This is a genomic window from Nocardia jinanensis, assembly GCF_014645735.1.
GTDB lineage: Bacteria > Actinomycetota > Actinomycetes > Mycobacteriales > Mycobacteriaceae > Nocardia > Nocardia jinanensis.
Map to the genome: position 1 here is coordinate 476,231 of NZ_BMMH01000003.1, position 20,413 is coordinate 496,643.

At 67.8% G+C, this 20,413-nt stretch carries 21 protein-coding genes; 4 read left to right on the forward strand and 17 right to left on the reverse strand.

Features of this window, described 5'->3' with window-relative positions:
• Positions 1–24 precede the first annotated feature (24 nt).
• Complete coding sequence (locus IEY68_RS11070; protein ID WP_058854162.1) at positions 25–669, forward strand: TetR/AcrR family transcriptional regulator; 645 nt, start codon at positions 25–27, stop codon at positions 667–669.
• A 6-nt stretch (positions 670–675) separates the two neighbouring features.
• Here IEY68_RS11070 and IEY68_RS11075 read toward each other — a convergent pair whose 3' ends face one another.
• The 17 genes from IEY68_RS11075 to hrcA all read right to left on the reverse strand — a co-directional run bounded on the left by IEY68_RS11075 (position 676) and on the right by hrcA (position 18,214).
• A complete protein-coding gene (locus IEY68_RS11075) occupies positions 676–1,101 on the reverse strand; it encodes a hypothetical protein (RefSeq protein ID WP_058854161.1) in 426 nt (141 codons plus the stop codon).
• Entirely contained in the window at positions 1,098–1,913 is an 816-nt protein-coding gene (locus tag IEY68_RS11080) for an isoprenyl transferase (RefSeq protein ID WP_058854160.1), read from the reverse strand. The genes IEY68_RS11075 and IEY68_RS11080 overlap by 4 nt, the downstream gene beginning before the upstream one ends.
• A gap of 119 nt (positions 1,914–2,032) precedes the next feature.
• Positions 2,033–2,791: a DNA repair protein RecO gene (recO, locus tag IEY68_RS11085; RefSeq protein WP_058854246.1), complete on the reverse strand. Its 759-nt coding sequence runs from the start codon at positions 2,789–2,791 to the stop codon at positions 2,033–2,035.
• A gap of 184 nt (positions 2,792–2,975) precedes the next feature.
• Positions 2,976–4,214: a cytochrome P450 family protein gene (locus IEY68_RS11090; RefSeq protein WP_058854159.1), complete on the reverse strand. Its 1,239-nt coding sequence runs from the start codon at positions 4,212–4,214 to the stop codon at positions 2,976–2,978.
• Positions 4,211–5,494 (reverse strand): cytochrome P450 family protein, encoded by a 1,284-nt coding sequence (locus IEY68_RS11095; RefSeq protein ID WP_058854158.1) that lies wholly within the window; start codon positions 5,492–5,494, stop codon positions 4,211–4,213. Before IEY68_RS11095 ends, IEY68_RS11090 begins: the two co-directional genes overlap by 4 nt.
• Complete coding sequence (locus IEY68_RS11100; RefSeq protein ID WP_058854157.1) at positions 5,491–6,117, reverse strand: GTP-binding protein; 627 nt, start codon at positions 6,115–6,117, stop codon at positions 5,491–5,493. Before IEY68_RS11100 ends, IEY68_RS11095 begins: the two co-directional genes overlap by 4 nt.
• A complete protein-coding gene (locus IEY68_RS11105; RefSeq protein ID WP_058854156.1) occupies positions 6,098–6,457 on the reverse strand; it encodes a DUF742 domain-containing protein in 360 nt (119 codons plus the stop codon). The genes IEY68_RS11100 and IEY68_RS11105 overlap by 20 nt, the downstream gene beginning before the upstream one ends.
• A complete protein-coding gene (locus IEY68_RS11110; RefSeq protein ID WP_030523153.1) occupies positions 6,454–6,867 on the reverse strand; it encodes a roadblock/LC7 domain-containing protein in 414 nt (137 codons plus the stop codon). The genes IEY68_RS11105 and IEY68_RS11110 overlap by 4 nt, the downstream gene beginning before the upstream one ends.
• Before the next feature lie 2 nt (positions 6,868–6,869).
• Complete coding sequence (locus IEY68_RS11115) at positions 6,870–8,462, reverse strand: sensor histidine kinase (protein ID WP_063916426.1); 1,593 nt, start codon at positions 8,460–8,462, stop codon at positions 6,870–6,872.
• A 645-nt stretch (positions 8,463–9,107) separates the two neighbouring features.
• Positions 9,108–10,022, reverse strand: coding sequence for a GTPase Era (era, locus tag IEY68_RS11120; RefSeq protein WP_058854155.1), 915 nt, complete (start codon positions 10,020–10,022; stop codon positions 9,108–9,110).
• The gene (locus IEY68_RS11125) at positions 10,015–10,365 is read right to left on the reverse strand and encodes a cytidine deaminase-like protein (protein ID WP_058854154.1); all 351 of its coding nucleotides are present in this window, start codon (positions 10,363–10,365) and stop codon (positions 10,015–10,017) included. Before IEY68_RS11125 ends, era begins: the two co-directional genes overlap by 8 nt.
• Entirely contained in the window at positions 10,358–11,680 is a 1,323-nt protein-coding gene (locus IEY68_RS11130) for a hemolysin family protein (protein WP_058854245.1), read from the reverse strand. The genes IEY68_RS11125 and IEY68_RS11130 overlap by 8 nt, the downstream gene beginning before the upstream one ends.
• A 5-nt stretch (positions 11,681–11,685) precedes the next feature.
• Positions 11,686–12,255 (reverse strand): rRNA maturation RNase YbeY, encoded by a 570-nt coding sequence (gene ybeY, locus IEY68_RS11135; protein WP_058854153.1) that lies wholly within the window; start codon positions 12,253–12,255, stop codon positions 11,686–11,688.
• 499 nt (positions 12,256–12,754) lie between these two features.
• Positions 12,755–14,911 carry a PhoH family protein gene (locus tag IEY68_RS11140; protein WP_058854244.1) on the reverse strand — a complete coding sequence of 719 codons (2,157 nt, stop codon included), beginning with the start codon at positions 14,909–14,911 and terminating at the stop codon, positions 12,755–12,757.
• Between the two features lie 190 nt (positions 14,912–15,101).
• On the reverse strand, positions 15,102–15,842 hold the full coding sequence (locus IEY68_RS11145; protein WP_058854152.1) for a 16S rRNA (uracil(1498)-N(3))-methyltransferase: 741 nt from the start codon (positions 15,840–15,842) through the stop codon (positions 15,102–15,104).
• A 4-nt stretch (positions 15,843–15,846) separates the two neighbouring features.
• A complete protein-coding gene (gene dnaJ / locus IEY68_RS11150) occupies positions 15,847–17,010 on the reverse strand; it encodes a molecular chaperone DnaJ (RefSeq protein WP_058854151.1) in 1,164 nt (387 codons plus the stop codon).
• Positions 17,011–17,182: 172 nt separating this feature from the next.
• Complete coding sequence (hrcA, locus tag IEY68_RS11155; protein ID WP_058854150.1) at positions 17,183–18,214, reverse strand: heat-inducible transcriptional repressor HrcA; 1,032 nt, start codon at positions 18,212–18,214, stop codon at positions 17,183–17,185.
• A gap of 192 nt (positions 18,215–18,406) precedes the next feature.
• Here hrcA and IEY68_RS36745 point away from each other — a divergent pair, with 192 nt between their 5' ends.
• The 3 genes from IEY68_RS36745 to IEY68_RS11170 are packed head-to-tail and all read left to right on the forward strand — an operon-like array spanning position 18,407 to position 20,317.
• Positions 18,407–19,075 (forward strand): YbaB/EbfC family nucleoid-associated protein, encoded by a 669-nt coding sequence (locus IEY68_RS36745; RefSeq protein WP_058854149.1) that lies wholly within the window; start codon positions 18,407–18,409, stop codon positions 19,073–19,075.
• 7 nt (positions 19,076–19,082) lie between these two features.
• Complete coding sequence (locus tag IEY68_RS11165) at positions 19,083–19,427, forward strand: type VII secretion target (protein ID WP_058854148.1); 345 nt, start codon at positions 19,083–19,085, stop codon at positions 19,425–19,427.
• Positions 19,427–20,317, forward strand: coding sequence for a WXG100 family type VII secretion target (locus tag IEY68_RS11170; protein ID WP_058854147.1), 891 nt, complete (start codon positions 19,427–19,429; stop codon positions 20,315–20,317). Before IEY68_RS11165 ends, IEY68_RS11170 begins: the two co-directional genes overlap by 1 nt.
• Positions 20,318–20,413: the final 96 nt, after the last annotated feature.

Here is a 20,413-nt window from a genome sequence, read left to right on the forward strand (position 1 = left end):
GAACATTCGTTTTATTTTGGAGATATGCCCCGAGTCAGTAACGAGCACCTGGAACGCCGCCGCCAGCAGATCCTCGACGCCGCTCGGGTCTGCTTCGTCCGCAAAGGCTTCCACCAGACCTCCATGCAGGATGTCTTCACCGAATCGGGGCTGTCCGCGGGTGCGGTCTACCGTTACTTCAAGAGCAAGGACGAACTGGTCATCGCGCTGGCCTCGACCGCCGCCGGAGATATCCGCGCGCAGATGACTGCCGTCATCCACAGCGACCCGCTCCCCACCCCCGCCGAACTGGTCGCGCGGATGACGGACTGGATCAGTGCCCAGAGCGGCCCCGAAGGCCGGATACGCCTCGCACCCCAGGCATGGTCGCTGGCCCTCATAGACGAAGGAGCCGCGGAACCCGTGCGCAAGACGATGGCGGGTATCCGCGAGATGTGGCGCGAATACGCCGAACGGATGCGCGCCGTCGGATGGCTACCGCCCGATGCCGACCTGGACGCGGTCGCCGCCGCGTTGTTCGGACTTCTCCCCGGATTCGTACTCCAGCACCTGCTCCTCGACGACCTGGTCCGCGAGCAGTACCTGCGCGGGGTGGAAACGCTATACCCCTACAGCCACTCCGCAACCCGGCCGCGGGCCGAACCCGCGGCCACCGCGGACCCGGCCTGAGCGGGATCAGGGCAATAAGCCCTTGCGGGCCTCACCGGCGCCCCCGAGCACCAGCAGCAGCATCGTCGTCAACGCCGGATCATCCAGACCGGCCGCCGGGAAGGTGTATCGCAGAATCACATCGGCGAGCTTGCCGTGCGAGATCACCGCGATCGAACCGAACTGCAACGAGGCGTTACGTTCGGCCACCCGCTTGTGCAACTGCGGTTTGATCGGACGGTCCCAGGCCAGCACGCACGTCAGCGACAGCACGTCCAGCCCCGGCGTCAGCGTGAACGCGCTCAGCGAACACAACGCGCCCTGGAAATCGAAACGCAGCGAACTGTCGTTGTCGACCCGGACGTCGATATCGTAGAGCCCCAGCCCCGCCCCGGCCCGGGCCTTCAACTCCACATCCGGTGCCAGCGCACCCGATTCGGCCTCGCCGCTCATTTGGTACCTCCGAACCGGCGATCCCGCCGCGCGTACTCGAGGCAGGCGTCCCACAGATTGCGCCGATCGAAATCCGGGAACAAGGTCGCCTGATAGACGAACTCCGCGTACGCCGACTGCCAGATCAAGAAATTCGAACTACGGAACTCCCCCGAGGGCCGGAGGAACAGATCCACATCGGGCATATCCGGTTCGTCCAGGAACCGGGCCACGGTGCCCTCGTTCACCTTCTCCGGATCGATCTCCCCGGCCGCCACCCGGCGCGCGATCTCTCGTGCCGCATCGGCGATCTCGGCACGACCGCCGTAATTGACGCACATGGTCAACGTCATCACCGTGTTGTCCCGGGTCAGCTCCTGCGCGGTCTCCAACTCCCGGATCACGCTGCGCCACAACCGCGGCCGCCGCCCGGCCCAGCGCACCCGCACCCCCATCTCGTGCATCTCGTCGCGCCGCCGCCGGATCACATCCCGGTTGAATCCCATGAGAAACCGCACCTCGTCGGGACTGCGTCGCCAGTTCTCGGTGGAGAACGCGTACGCCGACAACCATTTGACACCGATCTCGATACAACCCTCGACGGTGTCCATGAGCACGGCCTCACCCCGCTCGTGCCCCGCAGTACGCGGCAGCCCCTGCTCCTGCGCCCACCGGCCGTTACCGTCCATCACCAGCGCCACATGCCGGGGCACGAGCTCCTGCGGAATCTCCGGCGGACGAGCCCCGGAAGGATGCGGTGCCGGCGGGCGGACAGTTCGAACACCGTCGGACGCGGACACGTCCGAACCGGCGGAGTCACGACGCAGGATCACGTCAAAAGACTAGTCGTGTTCACGGCGCGCCGACGCGCGCGGGGTCGGGGGCTGTATTTTCCGGCGCCGCCTGCGGCGGCGCGGGTCGAGGCCCCCGGGGGCCCGCCGCGGTACACGGCTCACGGGGAACTCGATGCCGGTGCCGCTCCCGTGCGTTCCACCAGCGGCAAGGTGCGGAGTTTGTGCTCCAGATGCCATTGCAGATGGGCCGCGATCAGGCCGCTGGCCTGCCGGCGCGCCGATTCCGGGATCGTCTCGACCCGGTCCCAGCGGCCGTGGCGCAGGGCCAGTAGATGGTCGAAGACCGCGGGGGCCGGCGTGGCGGCGCCGGGCGGGCGGCAGTGGACACACACCGCTCCCCCGGCGCCCACGTGGAACGCGCGATGAGGGCCGGGGGTGGCGCAGCGGGCACATTCGTCGACGGCGGGGGCCCAGCCGGCGTAGTCCATGGCGCGGAGCAGGAAGGCGTCGAGGACGAGTTCGTGGGGACGCTGTCCCTCGGCGATCGCACGCAGGGCGCCCGCGGTGAGGGTGTGCAGGCGGGGCACGGGGGCGCGTTCCTCACCGGCCAGTCGTTCGGCGGTCTCCAGTACGGCGCAGGCGGTGGTATAGCGGCCGTAGTCGGCGATGATGGCGGTCGCGAATGCCTCGATGGTATGGACCTGGGTCACGATATCGAGGCTGCGGCCGGGATGGAGCTGCACGTCTATATAGGCGAACGGCTCCAGCCGTGCCCCGAATTTCGATTTGGTGCGGCGCACTCCTTTGGCCACGGCGCGCACGAGACCGTACTGCCGGGTGAGGAGCGTGACGATACGGTCGGCTTCGCCCAGTTTGTGCTGGCGCAGCACGACGGCATGGTCACGATACAAACGCACGCGACCAGTCTTGCACGTGTCCGGCCGCGTCACCTCGAGCCGTCCCGGCTCGGATACGTATCGCCGGGAGCCGCCCACCCGGCTTCCCCCGAGGCGCGTCAGGGTCGCGTAACCCGGCGGCGGCAGGATGGTCACGTGGTCACCGGGTGCCGGAATCACGGCGCCCGGCAACGAACAGCGGGTACTAGGTCCCGAGCCGGATGGGGAAGGCTGCCGGATCGTTCTGAGTGAGCACCGGCAGGTTGCCGATCTCGCTCGATGGCATGGCGTACTGCAGGTTCGGGAACCGCTCGAACAGCGCGGGCAGGGCGATCGAGGCCTCGAGCCGGGCCAGGGCCGCGCCTGGGCAGATATGCGGGCCGTAGCCGAACGAGATATTGCGATTGGCGGTGGGCCGGGTGATATCGAAGGTGTCGGCGTCTTCGCCGTGCAGGCCCCGGTCGCGTCCGATCGCGCGATAGGACATGACGACGCCGTCGCCCTTCTCGATGGTGAAATCGTCGACCGTGATGTCCTCGGTGGCGAAACGCATCAGCAGGTGGATGACCGGGCCGTCCCAGCGCAGGGTCTCCTCGATCGCCTCCTCCCAGGTGCGGTCGCCGGCCCGGATCGCCGCCAACTGCTCCGGGTGAGCGAGCAGGGCACGGACGGTGGTGATGATGAGGCTGACCGTGGTCTCGTGCCCCGCGGCGACGAGCGCCTTCAGATTGCCGAGCACCTCCGCCTCGGTCAGCGGCGTTTCGCCCTCCGCGACGTCGTGGATGAAATCGGAGGTCAGATCGTCGGACGGGCGGGCGGTCTTCTCCTTGATCAGGCCGGTGTAATAGTCGTCGAGTTCGGCGAAGACCCGCATCCGTTCCTCGTGCGGGGTCAGCAGCGAGAAGAACGCCTTATAGGACTCCAGCAGCGTGGTGTGATCGGAGCGCGGCACCCCCATGAGCTCGCTGACCACCCGCATCGGCAGCGGATAGGCGAAGATCTGCTTGAGGTCCACCGCCTCGTTCGCCGCGCCCGCCGCGGCGAGATCGTCGAGGAGTTCGGCCGTGAAATGTTCGATCTTCGGGCGCAGCGCACCGAGCCGGCGCGGTGCCAGCGCCCGGGTGGTCTTGATCCGGAGCCGGCGGTGTTCGGCACCGTCCACGGTGAACATCGAACGCCCGGCGTCGATCATGCCGATCAGCGGCCACTCGCGGGTCACCGCGCCGGACTGCCACAGATTCCACTGCGTGTGGTCCTTCACCAGACGAGTGTCGGTGAGCAGTTGGCGAGCAAGGTTGTGCCGGGTGACGGTCCAGGCGGACGCGCCGAGCAGTTCGATCCTGGTGAGCGCGGGGCCCTCGGACAGGGTGCGGGTCTCCCCGGCGAGATCGGCGACCATCGGGTCGATTGTCAGGGCCGCGCTGTGCGGGCATTGCTGGCTCACGAACCACCTCCAACGGCGGGAACAGGTGTGAAATCGACAGGTAGCGAGATGAATCCGCGCAAGAACGGGGAGGGCCGCCGGACCAGGGACCCGGCGGGGACCGCGAGATCCAGATCGGGCAACCGGTCGAGCAGGACCTCGATCCCGGTCCGCGCGATGATCTCGGCGATCTGCTGGGCCGGGTAGGGACAGCGGTATTCGCCGTGACCGAAGGCGAAATGGGCGGCATTGCCGGAATGGGCGGGTTCGGCGCCGTCGCCGGAGTACTGGCGGATATGCGGATCGGCGTTGGCCGCGGCCAACCCGAGCAGCAACATATCCCCGCGCCGCACCAGCGCCTCGCCGAGGCGGGTGTCACGGGATACCCAGCGACCGGCCAGGATCTGAGTCGGGGTGTCCTCCCACAGGACCTCGGTCATCGCCTGGCCGATACTGTGCCGGGCGGCGCCGAACGCGGCGGCGAACCGGTCGTCGACGAGCATGAGCCGGATCGAATTACCGATCCAGTCGGCGGTCGGCAGATGGCCCGCCGCAGTCACCGACTGCATGTTCAGCACGTATTCCTCGTCGGCGAACGGTGCGGGATGCGCCAGCATCCGCGACACCAGATCCTGCCCCGGCGCGGCCTTCTTCTGCGCCAGCAGCTGTTGCATGTATTCGGCGAACCGCTGATAGGCGGCGGGTGCCTCCGGACCACCGTCGCACAGTGTCTGCATGGTCTGCGCGAGATAGGGTCCGTCCGATTCGGGGACACCCATGATCCAGGCCAGTGTCAGCACCGGTAGCAATTCGGCGAATTCGGTGACGACATCGGCATAACCGCGCCCGCAGAACCGGTCGATGAGCCCGTCGGCGAGCTGTTCACAGGCGGTGCGCAGCGCGAACGGGTCCACCGATTCCAGAGCCGGTTCGACCAGACCCACATGCCGGGCGTGCGCGGCACCGGCGGTGAAGTAGATCCCCGGCTGCGGCCGGCCGACCATGGGCAGCAGCGGCCAGTCCGGCGCGATCGCGGGCCACTGGTTCCACAGGCTCGAATCCCGGGGGAACAGCAGACCGTCCGTGGTGACCTGATGCAGTTCCCGGTAACCGATCACCAGCCACGCCGGTATGCCGCCGATGAGTTCCACCGCGACCACCGGTCCGTACTCGGACCGCATCCGGGTGTAGAGCAGAGCGGGGTCGGTGTGGAAACCGGGACCATCCAAGGTGACAGCGCCGTTCGGCGCGACCGGGCAGCCGCCGGGTGAGATCGCGGTGTTGTAGTCCGGACGGGTCACGATCGAACCTCCGCCACCGCCGGTGGAGTCTGCCGCTCGATGAGGTGTTCGACCAGGCCGATCAGCACCTGTTTGCTCGAGGTCCGCGACCGCGCGTCACAGGAGAACAGCGGAACGTGCGGGTCCAGGTCGAGAGCGTCGCGGACCTCGTCGAGCGCGGGCGGTATCGGTTCGAAGGAATTGCAGGCCACCACGAACGGGGTGCCCTGGTGTTCCAGCCGATCGATCGCGTACCACGAATCGCTGATCCGGCGCGGATCGACCAGCACCACCGCGCCCAGTGCCCCGGTGAACAATCGGTCCCACAGGAACCAGAACCGCTCCTGGCCGGGTGCGCCGAACACATACAGCACATATTCCTCGGCGAGACTGATCCGGCCGAAATCGAAGGCGACGGTGGTGGTCGATTTCCCGGTCACCCCGGATAGATCATCCACGCCCACAGCGGCATTGGTCATCACCGCCTCGGTGTCCAGCGGCTGGATCTCGCTCACCGCGCGGACCATGGTCGTCTTCCCGACCCCGAAGCCGCCGACGACGACGATCTTCAGGGCGTGCCGCACCGAACTGCTCAGTGGCGCCCGGGCGCGCGTGGGGCGGTCGTCATAGGCTACGGAGTCCAACTAGCACCTTCTCGAGCATGTCGATATCGAACGTGTCACCGCAGGGGCCCGTATCGAATTCGGGGTGGCGGACGGTGACTTTGCCTGCGTGCAACAGGTCCGCGACCAGGACCGTCGCGATGCCGATCGGCAGCCGCAGTTCGGCCGCGATCTCCACCACCGCGGTCGGCTGCAGGCACATGGACAGGATCGCCGCGTGTTCGTACTGCATCGCCGCCGCGGGCGCGCATTCGCTGACCACCAGGGTCACCGGATCGAACTCCTCGGTGGTAGGAGCGGCGCGACCACCGGTGAGCGTGTAGAAACGGTCGGGTTCGTCGTCGCGGCCGGGCCGGTTCACAACAGCCTCGCCCGGCTCCCTCGCGGCGGTGCGGACAGATACTCCCCGACCTGCTCGATCAACGCCGCCATCTGGGCGCCGACCAGGCCGGCGTCTGCGTCGTCGTCGGCCAGCACCGCGATCTGGGCACCCGCACCGGCACCGACGATGAACAGGATCCCCCCGTAGAACTCGGTCATCGACTGGCGGACCCCGCCGCGTCCGTTTCCGAATTCGGCCGAGGCGCTGCCCGCCAGGGCCTGCACACCCGAGGCGATCGCGGCGAGCCGGTCGGCCTGGTCCATGGACAGTCCCGCGGTATGGCACATCTGGATACCGTCCGCGGCCAGCAGCACCGCGTGCCGGGCCCCCGCGGTCTCGCTGAGCAGGCGCTGCAACAGCCAATCCAGTTGCGCTGGATCCGATGTCATCGTCATCGATCGTTCTCCCGGTCGGTTGTCATGGAGTGACGGGACACTCGCGCGGCGCCGTTGCCGGGCGGGTGGATCGGTCCGCCGAACGGCTGGGCCTCGTCATCGGCGCGGCCGGTGACCGCGCGCTGGAAGGCACCCAGCGACGATGCCGATGTCCGGTGTTTCGCAGATGAATCGTGCCCGGCGGCACCATCGAATGATGTGGGGTCGGGCAGACCTGCGGGATGCGCGGCGGCCAGGGTGCTACCCCGGCGCCGTTTGGGCAGAACGGTGGTGGTGGTCGCTTCGGGCTCGGTCGCGGCCACCGCCGGGAACTCGCCGGAGCGGTGCTGCGCACTACTGTGCCGACCCGGAACATGCCCGGCCGGTGCGGTGTTCGCTGCTCCGTAACGGGTGCGAGAGGAATCGGCCGCGGCGGTATCGACAGGTGCGGCGCGGAACCGTGCGCCGGTCTCGGAGACGACGGCGAAGGGACCGGAATCGGCCGCGTCACCGGCGCCGGGCGGCAGGACCGCCTGACCGGCCGAATGTCCGGTCGGTAGCGCCGGAGTCGCGGGCGGTTCGATCCGGGCGGTGAGTTCCCGTGGGATCATCACGACCGCCGCTGTCCCGCCGATGGCGGACGGCCGATAGCTGACGGTGAGACCGTGTTTCCGGGCGAGCCGGCCCACGACGGCGAGCCCGAACCGGGTGCCGTTGAGCGAGGAGAGGCCCTCGGCGGCATCACCCTCGGCACCGGAGACGGTGAGCTGCGCGCGGTGCAGTGAGGATTCGCTCATCACCAGGCCGCTGTCCTCGATGGTCACCACCAGACCGGCCGGGATCTCCGCGGCGTAGATATGCACCTCGGTGGTGGGTGGGGAGAACCGGCACGCGTTGTCGACGAGTTCGGACAGTGCGTGGATAACGCCTTCAGCGGCGTGCCCGGCGATGGCGATATCGACGATCGCCCGCAGCCGCACCCGCTGATAGCCGCCGACCCGGCCGATCGCGGCGCGCAGGATACGTTCCATGACGATGGGTTTGGCCCAACGGCGGCCAGTGCGCGCACCACTGAGGATGGCGATACTGTCGGCGAGGCGCCCGGCCTGGGCGGTGGCGTGATCCATTTTCAGCAGATCGGTGAGCACCGCCTGATCGGCGTACCGGTGCTCCAGATCCTGCAGGTTCGCCAGCATGCTGGTGGTCATGGCCTGCATCCGCCCGGCCGCGTTCGCCAGTGCCGCGATGGCCGCCGACCGGCGGCGTTCGCTGCTCGCGCTGATCTCTTTCTCCGCCGCCACGGCCTGTTCGGCGGCAGCGGCGCGCCGCTCCGTGTGGGCGAGCCGGTCGAGCGCTTCGGCACCGCGCCGCTGTTCGGCGGTGATCTGCCCGCGGAAGTACACGGCGGTGGCGATCGCGGTACAGGCCGCCACCACGGCGACCGCGACCCATACGGCCGTGATCATCCGGTCCGCCGGCGCCACCGACATGATGGCCGCCGCCAGCAGCCCGATCCCCACGGTGACCGAGATTCCCAGAGCCAGCGCCGGAGCCAGCAGCTGCCTCCGGCCCATCCCCCCGGCCGAGGCCACCGGCACTGATTCGTACATAGGTCGGGTACCCCCGCTCGCGCTTTGTCCTGCCGACCCAAACTCGAGCCCGCATGCGGCACCATTTCGTGCCGTTACCGAATCGTCGGATGGAAATCGGTTTCGCTCCGGGCGATTCGGGTACGGGTCCGAAGCATATCGGCCTAGTCCAACCTCCGCCACTCCGAGGAAGCCAAACCTCAGCTAACTCTCGATGTCCGGAGCGGGGGCGCCGGCCGGACTCTCCGGCAGCCCTCGGATAGGGATGACGGCCGCCCTCTGTCGTACAGATCCTGGCCCGGCACATCTCCGTACGCGCTGACCAGGCGGCTATTCCGGCACATATCGTCGAACTGGACGCCGTCTCACCGGTGGGCCCGGTGAGGTCGATGAGCACGACCGGCGAGCGCAACGTCGACAGCGGCCGGAGCCGGACGAGTTCATCGCAGCCACCCCGGTACCGTCGATCCGATCGTCGGAACAAAGCGGATCCCCCGGTGCCCACTGCGGACCCGGCAATGCGTCCGTGCAGGGGTCATGGATGGACGCACGGGAAAACCCTGTACCCGGTACCGCCCAGCAGAGCTGCCGTTCGGTCCGGCACCCACGACGTCCGTGCCCGCCGCGATGTCCACCGGCGCCGCGGCACTGCCCGGCGGTCCGGTCTCAGAACCCCAGTTTGCCCAGCTGTTTGGGATCGCGCTGCCAGTCCTTGGCGACTTTCACATGCAGATGCAGGTAGATACGACTGCCCAGGATGTGCTCGATCTGCTGGCGCGCGTTGGTGCCCACCTCTTTCAACCGGGCGCCCCCCTTGCCGATGATGATCGCCTTCTGACTCGGCCGCTCCACGTACAGCAGCGCGTGCACGTCGAGTAGGTTCTCGTTCTCCTCGCGCGGCAGGATCTCCTCGATCACCACCGCCAGCGAATGCGGCAATTCGTCGCGAACCCCCTCGAGCGCCGCCTCCCGGATGAGCTCGGCCATCAGGGTTTCCTCGGGCTCGTCGGTGAGCTCCCCGTCGGGATAGAACGCCGGACCCGGAGGCATCTGCGCGGCGATCACATCGACCAGGACCTCGACCTGTTCCCCCTTCGTGGCCGATACCGGCACCACATCGGTCTCGGGTCCGAGCAGTTCGGAGACCGCCATCAGCTGCCGCGCGATCTGATCCCGGCTCACCTTGTCGATCTTGGTGACCACGCCGAGCAGTGTGGTCTTCGGAGCCATCTGCCGCACCTGCTGCACGATCCAGCGATCCCCCGGCCCGATCTTCTCGTCCGCCGGGATGCACAGCGCGATCACATCGACCTCGGAATACGTATCGCGCACCAGATCGTTGAGCCGCTGGCCGAGCAGGGTCCGGGGCCGGTGCAGACCGGGAGTATCGACCAGGATCAGCTGGGTGTGCTCGCGGTGCACGATGCCGCGGATGGTGTGCCGGGTGGTCTGCGGACGCGAACTGGTGATCGCGATCTTCGCGCCCACCAGCGCATTGGTCAGCGTCGATTTACCGGTATTGGGCCGCCCGACGAAACAGACGAACCCGGAACGGAACTCACCCTCGGTGGGTTCAGGCATCGGTGGCCTCGTAACCTTCGGCGACGTCGAACACCGCGCCGGACGCGTCGGCGAAGATGATCTTCGCTCCCGCGGATACCTCCCGGACCGCGGCCACACCGGCATCCGCGAACTTCCCGCCGATCACCACCGCGGCCTCGAAAGCCTCCGCACCACTGGAGATCGCGGCTGCCACCGCCGACTGCAGGGGGGTGAGCCGCAGCGCCTGCAACGCGACCTCCCCCGCGGCGTAGGTGCGGCCGTCGGTATCGCGGATCGCCGCGCCCGCCGATCCGCCCGTGCGACCGAGCGCGCCCCGGGCGAGCACCAGCAACTTGTTGTCCTCGGCATCCAGTTCACTCATCGCCTGCTCCCTCGTCGTGCCGGGCGGACGGGCTTTCCCGCTCCGATCCCGGGTCGGTTTCCGTACTCTGCTCGGGCGCCCGGCCCACTACCACGGTGTGCACTCGCACACGCCCGCGCGCGTCGGCTCCGCCCTCGCCGCGCAACTCCAGACCGTGCGCGACCACCTCGGCACCCGGGAGCGGCACCCGTCCGAGCTCGTGCGCGAGCAGCCCGCCGACGGTATCGACTTCCTCTTCGTCGATCGGCAACCCGTACAGTTCCCCCAGATCGGCGATCGGCAACCGCGCCGAGACCCGGTACCGCCCGGGTTCGATCTCCTCGATCGGCGGCGTCTCGTCGGTGTCGTACTCGTCGGCGATCTCCCCGACGATTTCCTCGAGCACGTCTTCGATGGTCACCAGGCCGGCGATCCCTCCGTATTCGTCCACCAGCAGTGCCATATGGTTGCGCCGCCGCTGCATCTCGTCGAGCAGATCGTCGAGCGGTTTGGAATCGGGCATGAACACCGCGTCGCGCATGACCTCGCGCACCCGGACGCTGCGCCCGCGATCCCCGTACGGCACCAGATCCTTCAGGTAGACGACGCCCAGAATATCGTCGACATTCTCCCCGATCACCGGAATCCGGGAATGTCCGCTGCGTACCGCCAGCGACATCGCCTGCGCCACCGATTTATCGGCCTCGATCCACACCATCTCGGTACGGGGCACCATCACCGCGCGGGCCGCGGTTTCACCGAGTTCGAACACCGACTGGATCATCCGGCGCTCCTCGTCGGCGACCACCCCGCGTTCCCGCGCCATATCGACCACTTCGCGCAATTCGATCTCCGAGGCGAACGGGCCGTTGCGGAAACCCTTACCCGGAGTGATCGCGTTACCGAGCAGGATCAGCAACCGGCTCACCGGGCCCAGCAGCGCACCGATGAACTGCAGCGGCAACCCGGCGGCCAGCGCGATCGTGTACGCGTGCTGGCGTCCCAGGGTGCGCGGGCCCACCCCGATCACCACATAGGAGACCAGCACCATCACCACCGCGGTCACCAGCAGCGCCCAGCCGCTGTCCAGGAAACTGCTCAGCGCGGCCGCCAGCAGCACAGTCGCGGTGATCTCGCACAGGATGCGCAACAGCACCATGAGGTTGACGTACCGCGGCCGGTCGTCCACGATCCTGCCCAGCCGCACCGCACCGGGACGATCGCTGCGGGCCATATCGTCGAGCCGGGCCGGTGACAGCGTGTTCAAGGCCGAATCCACCGCGGCGAAGACACCACCCACGGCAGCGAGCAAAACGGCGACCAACAGCAGGGTCATCTCGTTCACGCGTGCGCGTCACCCGGCCGGGAGCGATTTTCCTCCGGTGCCGCGAAACCTGTCTTATCCAGCAGGCGAGCATCGCGAGCGGCCAGTTCGGCCCGCCGCTGCTCCTCCCGCAACTCCTCGTACCACTGTTCGAGCAACCGGCCCTGCAGGTCGAACATCTCCTTCTCCTCGGCCGGTTCCGCATGGTCGTAACCGAGCAGATGCAGTACCCCGTGCACCGTGAGCAGGGCGAGTTCGTGATCGAGCGCATGACCGGCCTTGGCGGCCTGATCCAAGGCGAATTCCGGGCACAGCACGATATCGCCCAGCATCGACGGACCCGGTTCGGGACTGTCCGGCCGGCCACCGGGTTCGAGTTCGTCCATCGGGAAGGACATCACATCGGTGGGACCGGGCAGATCCATCCAACGCATATGCAGATCGGACATGGTGTCGAGATCCACCAGCACCATGGACAATTCGGCGGCCGGGTGCACGTCCATCCGGTCGATCACGAACCGGGCGACGTCCACCAGGTCTTCTTCGGGCACTTCCATGCCCGATTCATTGGCGATCTCGATACTCACCTGGTCAGCCTAATGGGTGCCGCCGGGGGGAGCCCATCCACACTCCGCGCAGCCTTACCGAACACCGACCACGCCCGACCAGCGCCACCGGGGCAGAGCGCACCCGCAACCCGCCCGGAGGTACGCAGAGAGCGCACGCGAAGGCGGAGGTACGCACAGAGCGCACGACCGAAGCGAATCCGCAGGCACGCCGAGGCACGCCACGGTTGGCGTTGTGGGCGGCCGGGTCGGCATGCGGACGCCCACAACCGGAGCGAATGCGGAGGTTCGCCACGGTTGGTGTTGTGGGCGAGCCGGTCAGTATACGGACGCGCACGGCCGGAGCGAATGCGCAGCTACGCCGAGGCACGCCACGGTGGTGTTGTGGGCGAGCCGGTCAGTATGCGGACGCGCACGGCCGGAGCGAATGCGGAGGTACGCCGAGGCACGCCACGGTGGTGTTGTGGGCGAGCCGGTCAGTATGCGGACGCGCACGGCCGGAGCGAATGCGGAGGTACGCCTATTGCCGCGCCGTCCTGCTCGCCGCCCGCCGCTGCGCCCGGTTCCCCGACATATGCGGCGGACCCACCGGCGGCCGGGTCTCGGCCTCGAACTTCTCGTAGGCGTCGACGATATCGGAGACCAACCGGTGCCGCACCACATCACTGCTGGTGAGCTGGGAGAAATGGATATCTTCGATACCGGTGAGGATCTCGGAGGCCGCGCGCAACCCGGACCGCGCGCCGTGCGGCAGGTCCACCTGGGTGACATCGCCGGTCACCACGATCTTCGATCCGAACCCGAGCCGGGTCAGGAACATCTTCATCTGCTCGGCGGTCGTGTTCTGCGCCTCGTCCAGAATGATGAACGAATCGTTGAGCGTGTTGTGCGTGAGCAGGAAATCCTCGGTCACATACAGCGAATCCTGCGCGGCGACCTGGATGCAGACGGCTTCCTCGGTACCGGCGGGCTCGATCCGATCGATGAAGCGCTTGGGCCTACCACCACCGGCGGCGTATTTCGCAGCCTTACGCGCGAGCCGGAACGGCTCGATCCCGGCGGGCAGGCGAATATCGACTATGTGGGCGTTGTGGCGATACAGCACCGGGCGCCCGTTCGCCCTGCCGGGCTTGCGGCCGGCTGCGAGCCTCGTCCGCGCATGAGCGACACCACCGAGCGAGCGAACCAGGAAGACGATATCGTCACGCAACCGATCGGAGACGGTGGTGAACTGGATACGGCAGGTCCGGCCCTCCTGGACAACCGGGCCACCATCGGAATCGAGCAGACCCTGCAACACTGCTAGTCGCACCGAGTCGTCGTTGTGCAGATATACCTCGGGTACGAATTTCGTACTCGACCGTGTGCTCGCGAGCCCAAGCCCGCGGGCGACCCCGGTGATCGGGTTCTCCAACGTCACGACTTCGCCGGGCTGCCGGTCCCGCTTCAATACATAATCGACCCGCGAGGTACGTCGCACCGCGATACCGGGCACCGCCTGTACGAGCATGTCGACGAGTTCGGGGTCCTCGGTGGAGAACGCGGGCGTTGTGCTGCCGGTCAGGCACCCGTCTCCCAGCAAAAGCCCGAGTGCATAGGCATCGATCGGAACAGGACGCGATGGAAGACGAACCGGCTCGCTCAGCAGCGGGAGCTCATAGCGGTGATAGTGAGCCGCTCGCAGATTGCCGACCATTTCCTTGGTCTCGAGCACCCGCGGCGGTTTGTTCCGCCGCCGGTCGCTCCTGGTGTAGACCGACCACAGGTGGTCCGCGGACGCGAGGGTCGACGCGCCATCCTGCGTATGGACCCGGTAGATCTCCTTCGGGCCCTGCGGAAACACCCCCAGAACCGGAGTGGGACAACCGTCCGAACCGATTACCAGATCCCCGACCGCGAGGTCTCCGATAGGCCGAAAACCGTCCGGGGTGAGCACCTTCGTGAACAGCGGCTGAGCGCGGCCACGCATATATGCCAGGGGTGCGACCTCGATCACTCCGGCCGCCATCAGCTTGGGGATGGCTTCCGGGTCCATCATGTCGTGCAGCGCGTCGTAGAGCGGGCGCAGATACGGGTCGATCTTCTCGTTGAGGGTGCCGGGCAGGAAGCCCAGCCGTTCCCCCGCCTCGACCGCGGGCCGGGTGAGGATGATCCGATTGACCTGCTTGGTCTGCAGCGCCTGCACCGCCTTGGCCATGGCCAGATACGTCTTCCCGGTACCGGCCGGACCGATACCGAAGACGATCGTGCTCTCGTCGATCGCGTCGACATAGCGCTTCTGATTGAGGGTTTTCGGACGAATCGTCTTACCGCGGCGGGAGAGGATGTCCAGGCTCAGCACCTCGGCGGGAGATTCCGAACTGCCCTCGGTGAGCATGGACACCGTATGACGTACCGCTTCGGGGGTTATCACCCGGTTACGGCCGGTCAGCGCGGCCAGCTGCTCGACGATCCGCTCGGCCAGCGCGACATCGCCCGGCGCGCCGGTGAGAGTGACCAGGTTGCCACGCACATGGATGTCCGCGGCCAGCAGCTCTTCGAGTTCACGCAGGTTCTCGTCCGCGGAACCCAGAAAGGGGAAAACCGATTCGGGAGCGAGTTCGATACTGGAACGGACGGCGCGTACCCCGGGCCCCGAGGCGCCGTTCTCGGCCGCGGAGGGGTTCTGATCGCCGATATCACCTTGTGATCGCACGTAGTCGCTATGGCCTGCTTTCCGGTCTCGGAGCTGCGGTGATACGCCGCTGGTAGAACTGGCTGCGAATACTTTCGCTGCCCAGAGTCTAACTCCCGGTCCCGACAGGTCCCAGTGGAATTCCACCCGGCCACAGCGCCGCGGCCCCGCAGCACCGAGGGTTCACCGCCGGTCACCACCGGGCGGTGAGCGCTCCGAGCGCGCCCAGGGCCACCGCGGCGGCGGTGGAGGTGCGCAACACAGTCGGCCCCAAACGGACCACCTCGGCCCCCGCCTCGGCCAGTGCGGTCAACTCGGCATCGTCGAGACCGCCCTCCGGGCCGACGATCAGGGTGACGGCCGCGGCGGATCGCCAGGGCAGGGCGGTGAAGGTCGCCGTACCGGACTCGTGCAGGGCCGCCACCACCGCACCCTGCGCCTGCGCCGCGCGGACCGCGGCCACCACCTCCGGCGTGCGTTGCAGTGCCGTGACCTCGGGAATGTAGGCGCGGCGCGATTGCCGGGCGGCGGCCCGGGCCGCCGCCCGCCATTTGGCCACGCCCTTGTCCGCCTTGGCCTCCCAGTTCGAGACACAGCGCCCCGCCTGCCACGGCACGATCACATCCGCGCCGGCCTCGGTCATCAATTCGACCGCCAGCTCCGAACGCTCCGATTTCGGCAGGGCCTGGACCACGGTGACCGCCGGCGACGCCGGGTCGGCGCGCTCCCGATTGCGGACCAGCAGATCTAGCTGATTCTTCTGTGCGGCAACAACTTCGGTCTCCGCCACCACACCCCGGCCGTCGGAGAGCGTGATGGCTTCCCCGGCCCGGATCCGGCGCACCGTGGCCGCGTGGCGGCCCTCCGCGCCGTCGAGCACCGCGACGATCCCCGGCTCCGGGATCTCGTCGAGGTAGAAGACCGTCGCGGCCATCCGGTCAGCGTCCGCTGAAGGATGCGCGCAACCGGGCGAACAGACCGCTGTTGTGCTCGGATTGCGCCGACATCACCTCGGCCTTGTCCTTCACCCGCAGGCCCTTGTACTTGCGCAGCAGATCGGTCTGCTTACTGTCCAGCCTGCTCGGCACCACGATATCCAGATGCGCCATCAGATCGCCGCGGGCGCTGGAGCGCAGCCGGGGCATACCGTGCCCGCGCAGTACCGAGATCTCCCCGGGCTGGGTACCGGGACCGATGGTGAGCTCGGTCGGGCCGTCCATGATGGTGTCGATCACCACGGTGGTGCCCAGTGCCGCGTCCACCATCGGGACCCGGACGGTGCAGTGCAGATCGTCGCCGTCGCGCACGAACACATCGTGGGGCTGTTCCACGATCTCCACGTACAGGTCACCGGCATGCCCGCCACCGGGGCCCACTTCGCCCTGGGCGGCCAGGCGCACCCGCATACCGTTGGCCACACCGGCGGGGACCGGCGCCGCGATCTCCCGGCGCGCCCGCACCCGGCCGTCCCCACCGCACTTGTGGCAGGGATCCGGGATCGTCTCACCGGCACCGCGGCAGGTCGGGCAGGGACGCGAGGTCAGCACCTGCCCGAGGAACGACCGCTGCACCGACTGGACCTCACCGGCCCCGCCACAGGTCTCGCAGCGCACCGGGCTGGAATTGCCGTTGGTGCCCGCGCCCTGGCACAGATCACACAGGATCGCGGTATCGACGGTCAGATGCTTGGTCACCCCCACCGCGCACTCGGCCAGGCTCAGCCGGGTCCGCACCAGTGAATCCGCACCCGGCTGCACGCGACCGCGCGGTTTGCGGGCGCCGCCACCGGCGGCCCCGCTCATCCCGCCGAAGAAAGCCTCGAACACATCCCCGAGGCCGCCACCGAACCCGGCGCCGCTGAAACCGCCCGCGCCGCCACCGCCACCGTCGAGCGGGTCACCGCCCATATCGACGATGCGGCGCTTCTCCGGATCCGAGAGCACCTCGTACGCGGCGGAGACCTCTTTGAATCGGGTCTGCGCCGCCTCGTCCGGGTTCACATCGGGATGCAGTTCGCGAGCCAGTTTGCGATATGCGCGTTTGAGCTCTTGGTCGGAGGCGTCTCTGCCCACACCGAGCAATCCGTAGTAGTCCCGTGCCACTTGAGTTCTCTTAGTCCTTGGTCGCTGTCCACGGCTCCGGCTCGCACGGCCGGCCGCGTGGCTCCTGATGGGTGAGCCGCCCGCCCGTGAGGTTAGTCTGGTCGACTCAACTTTATATCGGCGGAGAACACGAGCGTAACAGCGAGCCGTCCGTGACCCTTTGCCGGAGACTTCAGCGCTCCGCCAGCACTTCGCCGATGTACCGCGCTACCGCCGCGACCGAGGCGATAGTGCCCGGGTAATCCATGCGAGTGGGCCCGAGGACGCCCATACCGCCGAGGACGGCGCCCGCGGCGCCGTAGCCGGTGGTGACGACAGAGGTCCCGCGCATTTCCTCGACCTGCGTTTCCTCGCCGATCCGCACCGTCACCATCCCCGGCTGCTGGGCCGCGGCCAGCAGTTTCAGAACCACGACCTGCTCCTCCAGCGCCTCCAGCACGGTGCGCAGCGAACCGTGGATACCGAAATCTCCGGCATTGCGGGTGAGGTTGGCGGTGCCGCCGAGAACGAGGCGTTCCTCGGGGTGTTCGACCAGCGTCTCGACCATGACCGTCGACACTTTGATCAGCACGTCGCGCAGTTTGAGGGGTGCCTGCTCGGGCAGTTCGGCGACCGCGGCGGAGGCGGCGGCGAGCCGTTTACCGTCCATGGCGGCGCCCAGCATGCCCCGCAGCGCGGCCAGGTCCTCGTCGTCGACGACGGTGCCGAGTTCGACGATGCGCTGGTCGACGCGGCCGGTATCGGTGATCACCACCAGCAGCAGCCGGGCGGGATTGAGCGCCACCACTTCGAGATGACGCACGGTGGACGCGGAGACCGTCGGATACTGGACGACCGCGACCTGGCGGGTCAGCTGGGCGAGTAGACGTACCCCGCGGCGCAGGACGTCGTCGAGGTCGACCCCCGATTCGAGGAACTGCATGATCGCTTTGCGTTCGGCCGCCGAGAGCGGTTTCACCTCGGCGATCCGGTCCACGAACTGGCGATAGCCCTTGTCGGTGGGGATGCGGCCGGAACTGGTGTGGGGCTGGGCTATGTAACCCTCGGCCTCCAGGACCGCCATATCGTTACGCACCGTCGCACTGGAAACACCCAGGTTGTGGCGTTCCACCAGCGTTTTCGAGCCGATGGGTTCCTTGGTGGAGACATAGTCCGCGACGATCGCCCGCAGGACCTCGAAGCGCCGATCCTCGGTGCTCGACATCGACCCCACCTCCTAGCCTTGCCGCGCGTCGATGTGGTCGTCCGGCGCACCGCATCCGGTGAATCCGGCGCGCATACCACCGGGTTCGTTACCCAGTGTAATTGCGCCCGGCGGATTCACCCGGTGCCCGTCGTGGCGCGCATGTTAGCGTCGGATTCGCACCATCAAGATACACAGAGGGGGGAAAACCGCGTGATCGATGATCCGTCCCGGGCCGGCGCCGACCTGGCCCGGTGGGCCCAGGAGATGGAACGCAAGACGCAGCGTTTCCAGTCGCTTCAGACCCGGATGACGCAATTGGCGGTGACGATCACCTCGAGCGACAAAAGTGTCGTCGTGGTCGTCGACGCGAACGGCGCACCGACGGATATCCGGTTCACCGACGGTATTCGCCGCAAGAGTCCGGCCGCGCTGTCGGTGGAGGTGATGCAGTGCCTGCGCCGGGCCCGGGAAACCCTGGTCGGCGAGGTCACCGCGACCATTCGCGACGCGGTGGGCGACGACCCGATCGGCGCGAACATCATCAAGCAGTACGAAGACCGGTACGCCGCCCCGGAGACTCCCGCTCCCACTACGTCCGCACCCCCGGCACCCGCAGCGCCGGACCCCATCTGGTCGCAGCAGCCGGCGCCACCACCGCCGCAGCCCGTCCCGCCACACTCACCGGCCGCGCCGCAGCCACCACAGACACAACATTCACCGGCGGCACCACCACCGGCTACCCAGCGACCCGCCGCCCCGGCGCCCTCACCCCAGCGGCCCCCGGGGTCACCGGAACAACTGCCGGCGCCCTCGTCGCTGATCCCCGATGTCGAAGACGAAGAGGGCGAGTACTACCGCCGCGCCTCATGGCTGGTGTGAGGCCGCGATGACGAATCCGGTTCCCGTGCATGTGGATCCCGAAGCTCTGCGCAGGCACGCCACCTCTCTCGGGCAACTCGCCGCGCGACTCGGTACCGCGCTGCAGGCGGCGAACTACATCAGCGCGGCCGACGACGGCTACGGGGAGATCCCCAAACCCATCGTCGACTGGTTGCTCGGCGACAACCACACCGCCACCGTGAAGGCGATCAGCGATCTCACCGACAAGGTGGGCGCCGTACCCGAGAAGCTCTCCGCCGACGCGGATTCGTTCGAGGGCGCCGACGGCGCGATCTCGAAGGCGCTGGAGGGGCTGCAGACGACCATCGACGGAACCACCGGGGGACTGTAGTGGCCAATCAGGTGGGCGACTGGCTCAACGAGTCACTACCGGGGTTCGACGACGAGGCCGCCCCCGAGGGCAACCCGTTGATCGCCGACGGTACGAACTTCCGCGAGCAGTATTTCCAGGAGACGCTGTTCACCTTCTCCAATATCGGCCTCGACGGCGAGGATGGGCCGTGGGGGGCGCTGGAAGGCACGCTGGCGTTCGATGCGTGGAAAATGGTGTCGGACTTCCGGAAAGAGGACTACCTCAGCTCCGCCTTCGGTCTGGTCGATGTCGGACTCACCACGTGGGGGGCGGTCACCGACCCGTTCGGATTCGCCGGCGGCCAGATCGCGGGATGGATGCTGGAGCATGTCGAGTACCTGCGGCGCAGCTTCGACGCCTTGGCGGGCAACCCGGACATGGTCGAGGCATACGCGGAGACGTGGAGCAATATCGCGGGCGAACTGACGGCGATCGGCGCGGATTGGAAGACAGCCGTCGACCAGGATGTCGCCACGTGGTCCGGTGAAACAGCCACCGCCTACCGCAATTACGCAGCGACCGCCATCGACCGTATCGAAGCGGCCGGTGCCGCGGCCGCCGGTCTCGCCACGATGACGGAGAAAGCCCAGAAGATCGTCGACGCGGTACGCACCATGGTGCAGGACATCCTGGTGGCGCTGGCGGGCGCATTGATCGGCTGGACCATCGAACTGGGCCTGACGCTGGGCACCTCGGCGCCGGTGGTGGCGTTCGCGGCGGCCAACCGGATCACCGTGGAATCGGTCCGGGTCTCGGTATTGCTCACCAAACTCGGGCTGGCGCTCAAGGATATGGCTCCGATCCGGCACGCGCTGGCGGCAGTCCTCAACGAGATCACCGGCTCCGAAGAAGCCCCGGCGCCTGCCTGACCGTATCGACTGAACCAGCGAAACAGAGCGTGAGCCCTCGGCCACGCCCTTCTCGAAACAGGATCGGGTACGCCGTGCCGTTCCGAGTCCTACCGG

Coding starts and splice junctions, on each gene's coding strand:
- era (WP_058854155.1), bottom strand. CDS start 10,022: ATGCCTGAACCCACCGAGGGTGAGTTCCGTTCCGGGTTCGTCTGTTTC.
- IEY68_RS11075 (WP_058854161.1), bottom strand. CDS start 1,101: ATGAGCGGCGAGGCCGAATCGGGTGCGCTGGCACCGGATGTGGAGTTG.
- IEY68_RS11130 (WP_058854245.1), bottom strand. CDS start 11,680: ATGACCCTGCTGTTGGTCGCCGTTTTGCTCGCTGCCGTGGGTGGTGTC.
- IEY68_RS11165 (WP_058854148.1), top strand. CDS start 19,083: ATGACGAATCCGGTTCCCGTGCATGTGGATCCCGAAGCTCTGCGCAGG.
- hrcA (WP_058854150.1), bottom strand. CDS start 18,214: ATGTCGAGCACCGAGGATCGGCGCTTCGAGGTCCTGCGGGCGATCGTC.
- IEY68_RS11125 (WP_058854154.1), bottom strand. CDS start 10,365: ATGAGTGAACTGGATGCCGAGGACAACAAGTTGCTGGTGCTCGCCCGG.
- IEY68_RS11110 (WP_030523153.1), bottom strand. CDS start 6,867: ATGACATCGGATCCAGCGCAACTGGATTGGCTGTTGCAGCGCCTGCTC.
- IEY68_RS11115 (WP_063916426.1), bottom strand. CDS start 8,462: ATGTACGAATCAGTGCCGGTGGCCTCGGCCGGGGGGATGGGCCGGAGG.
- IEY68_RS11070 (WP_058854162.1), top strand. CDS start 25: ATGCCCCGAGTCAGTAACGAGCACCTGGAACGCCGCCGCCAGCAGATC.
- IEY68_RS11145 (WP_058854152.1), bottom strand. CDS start 15,842: ATGGCCGCGACGGTCTTCTACCTCGACGAGATCCCGGAGCCGGGGATC.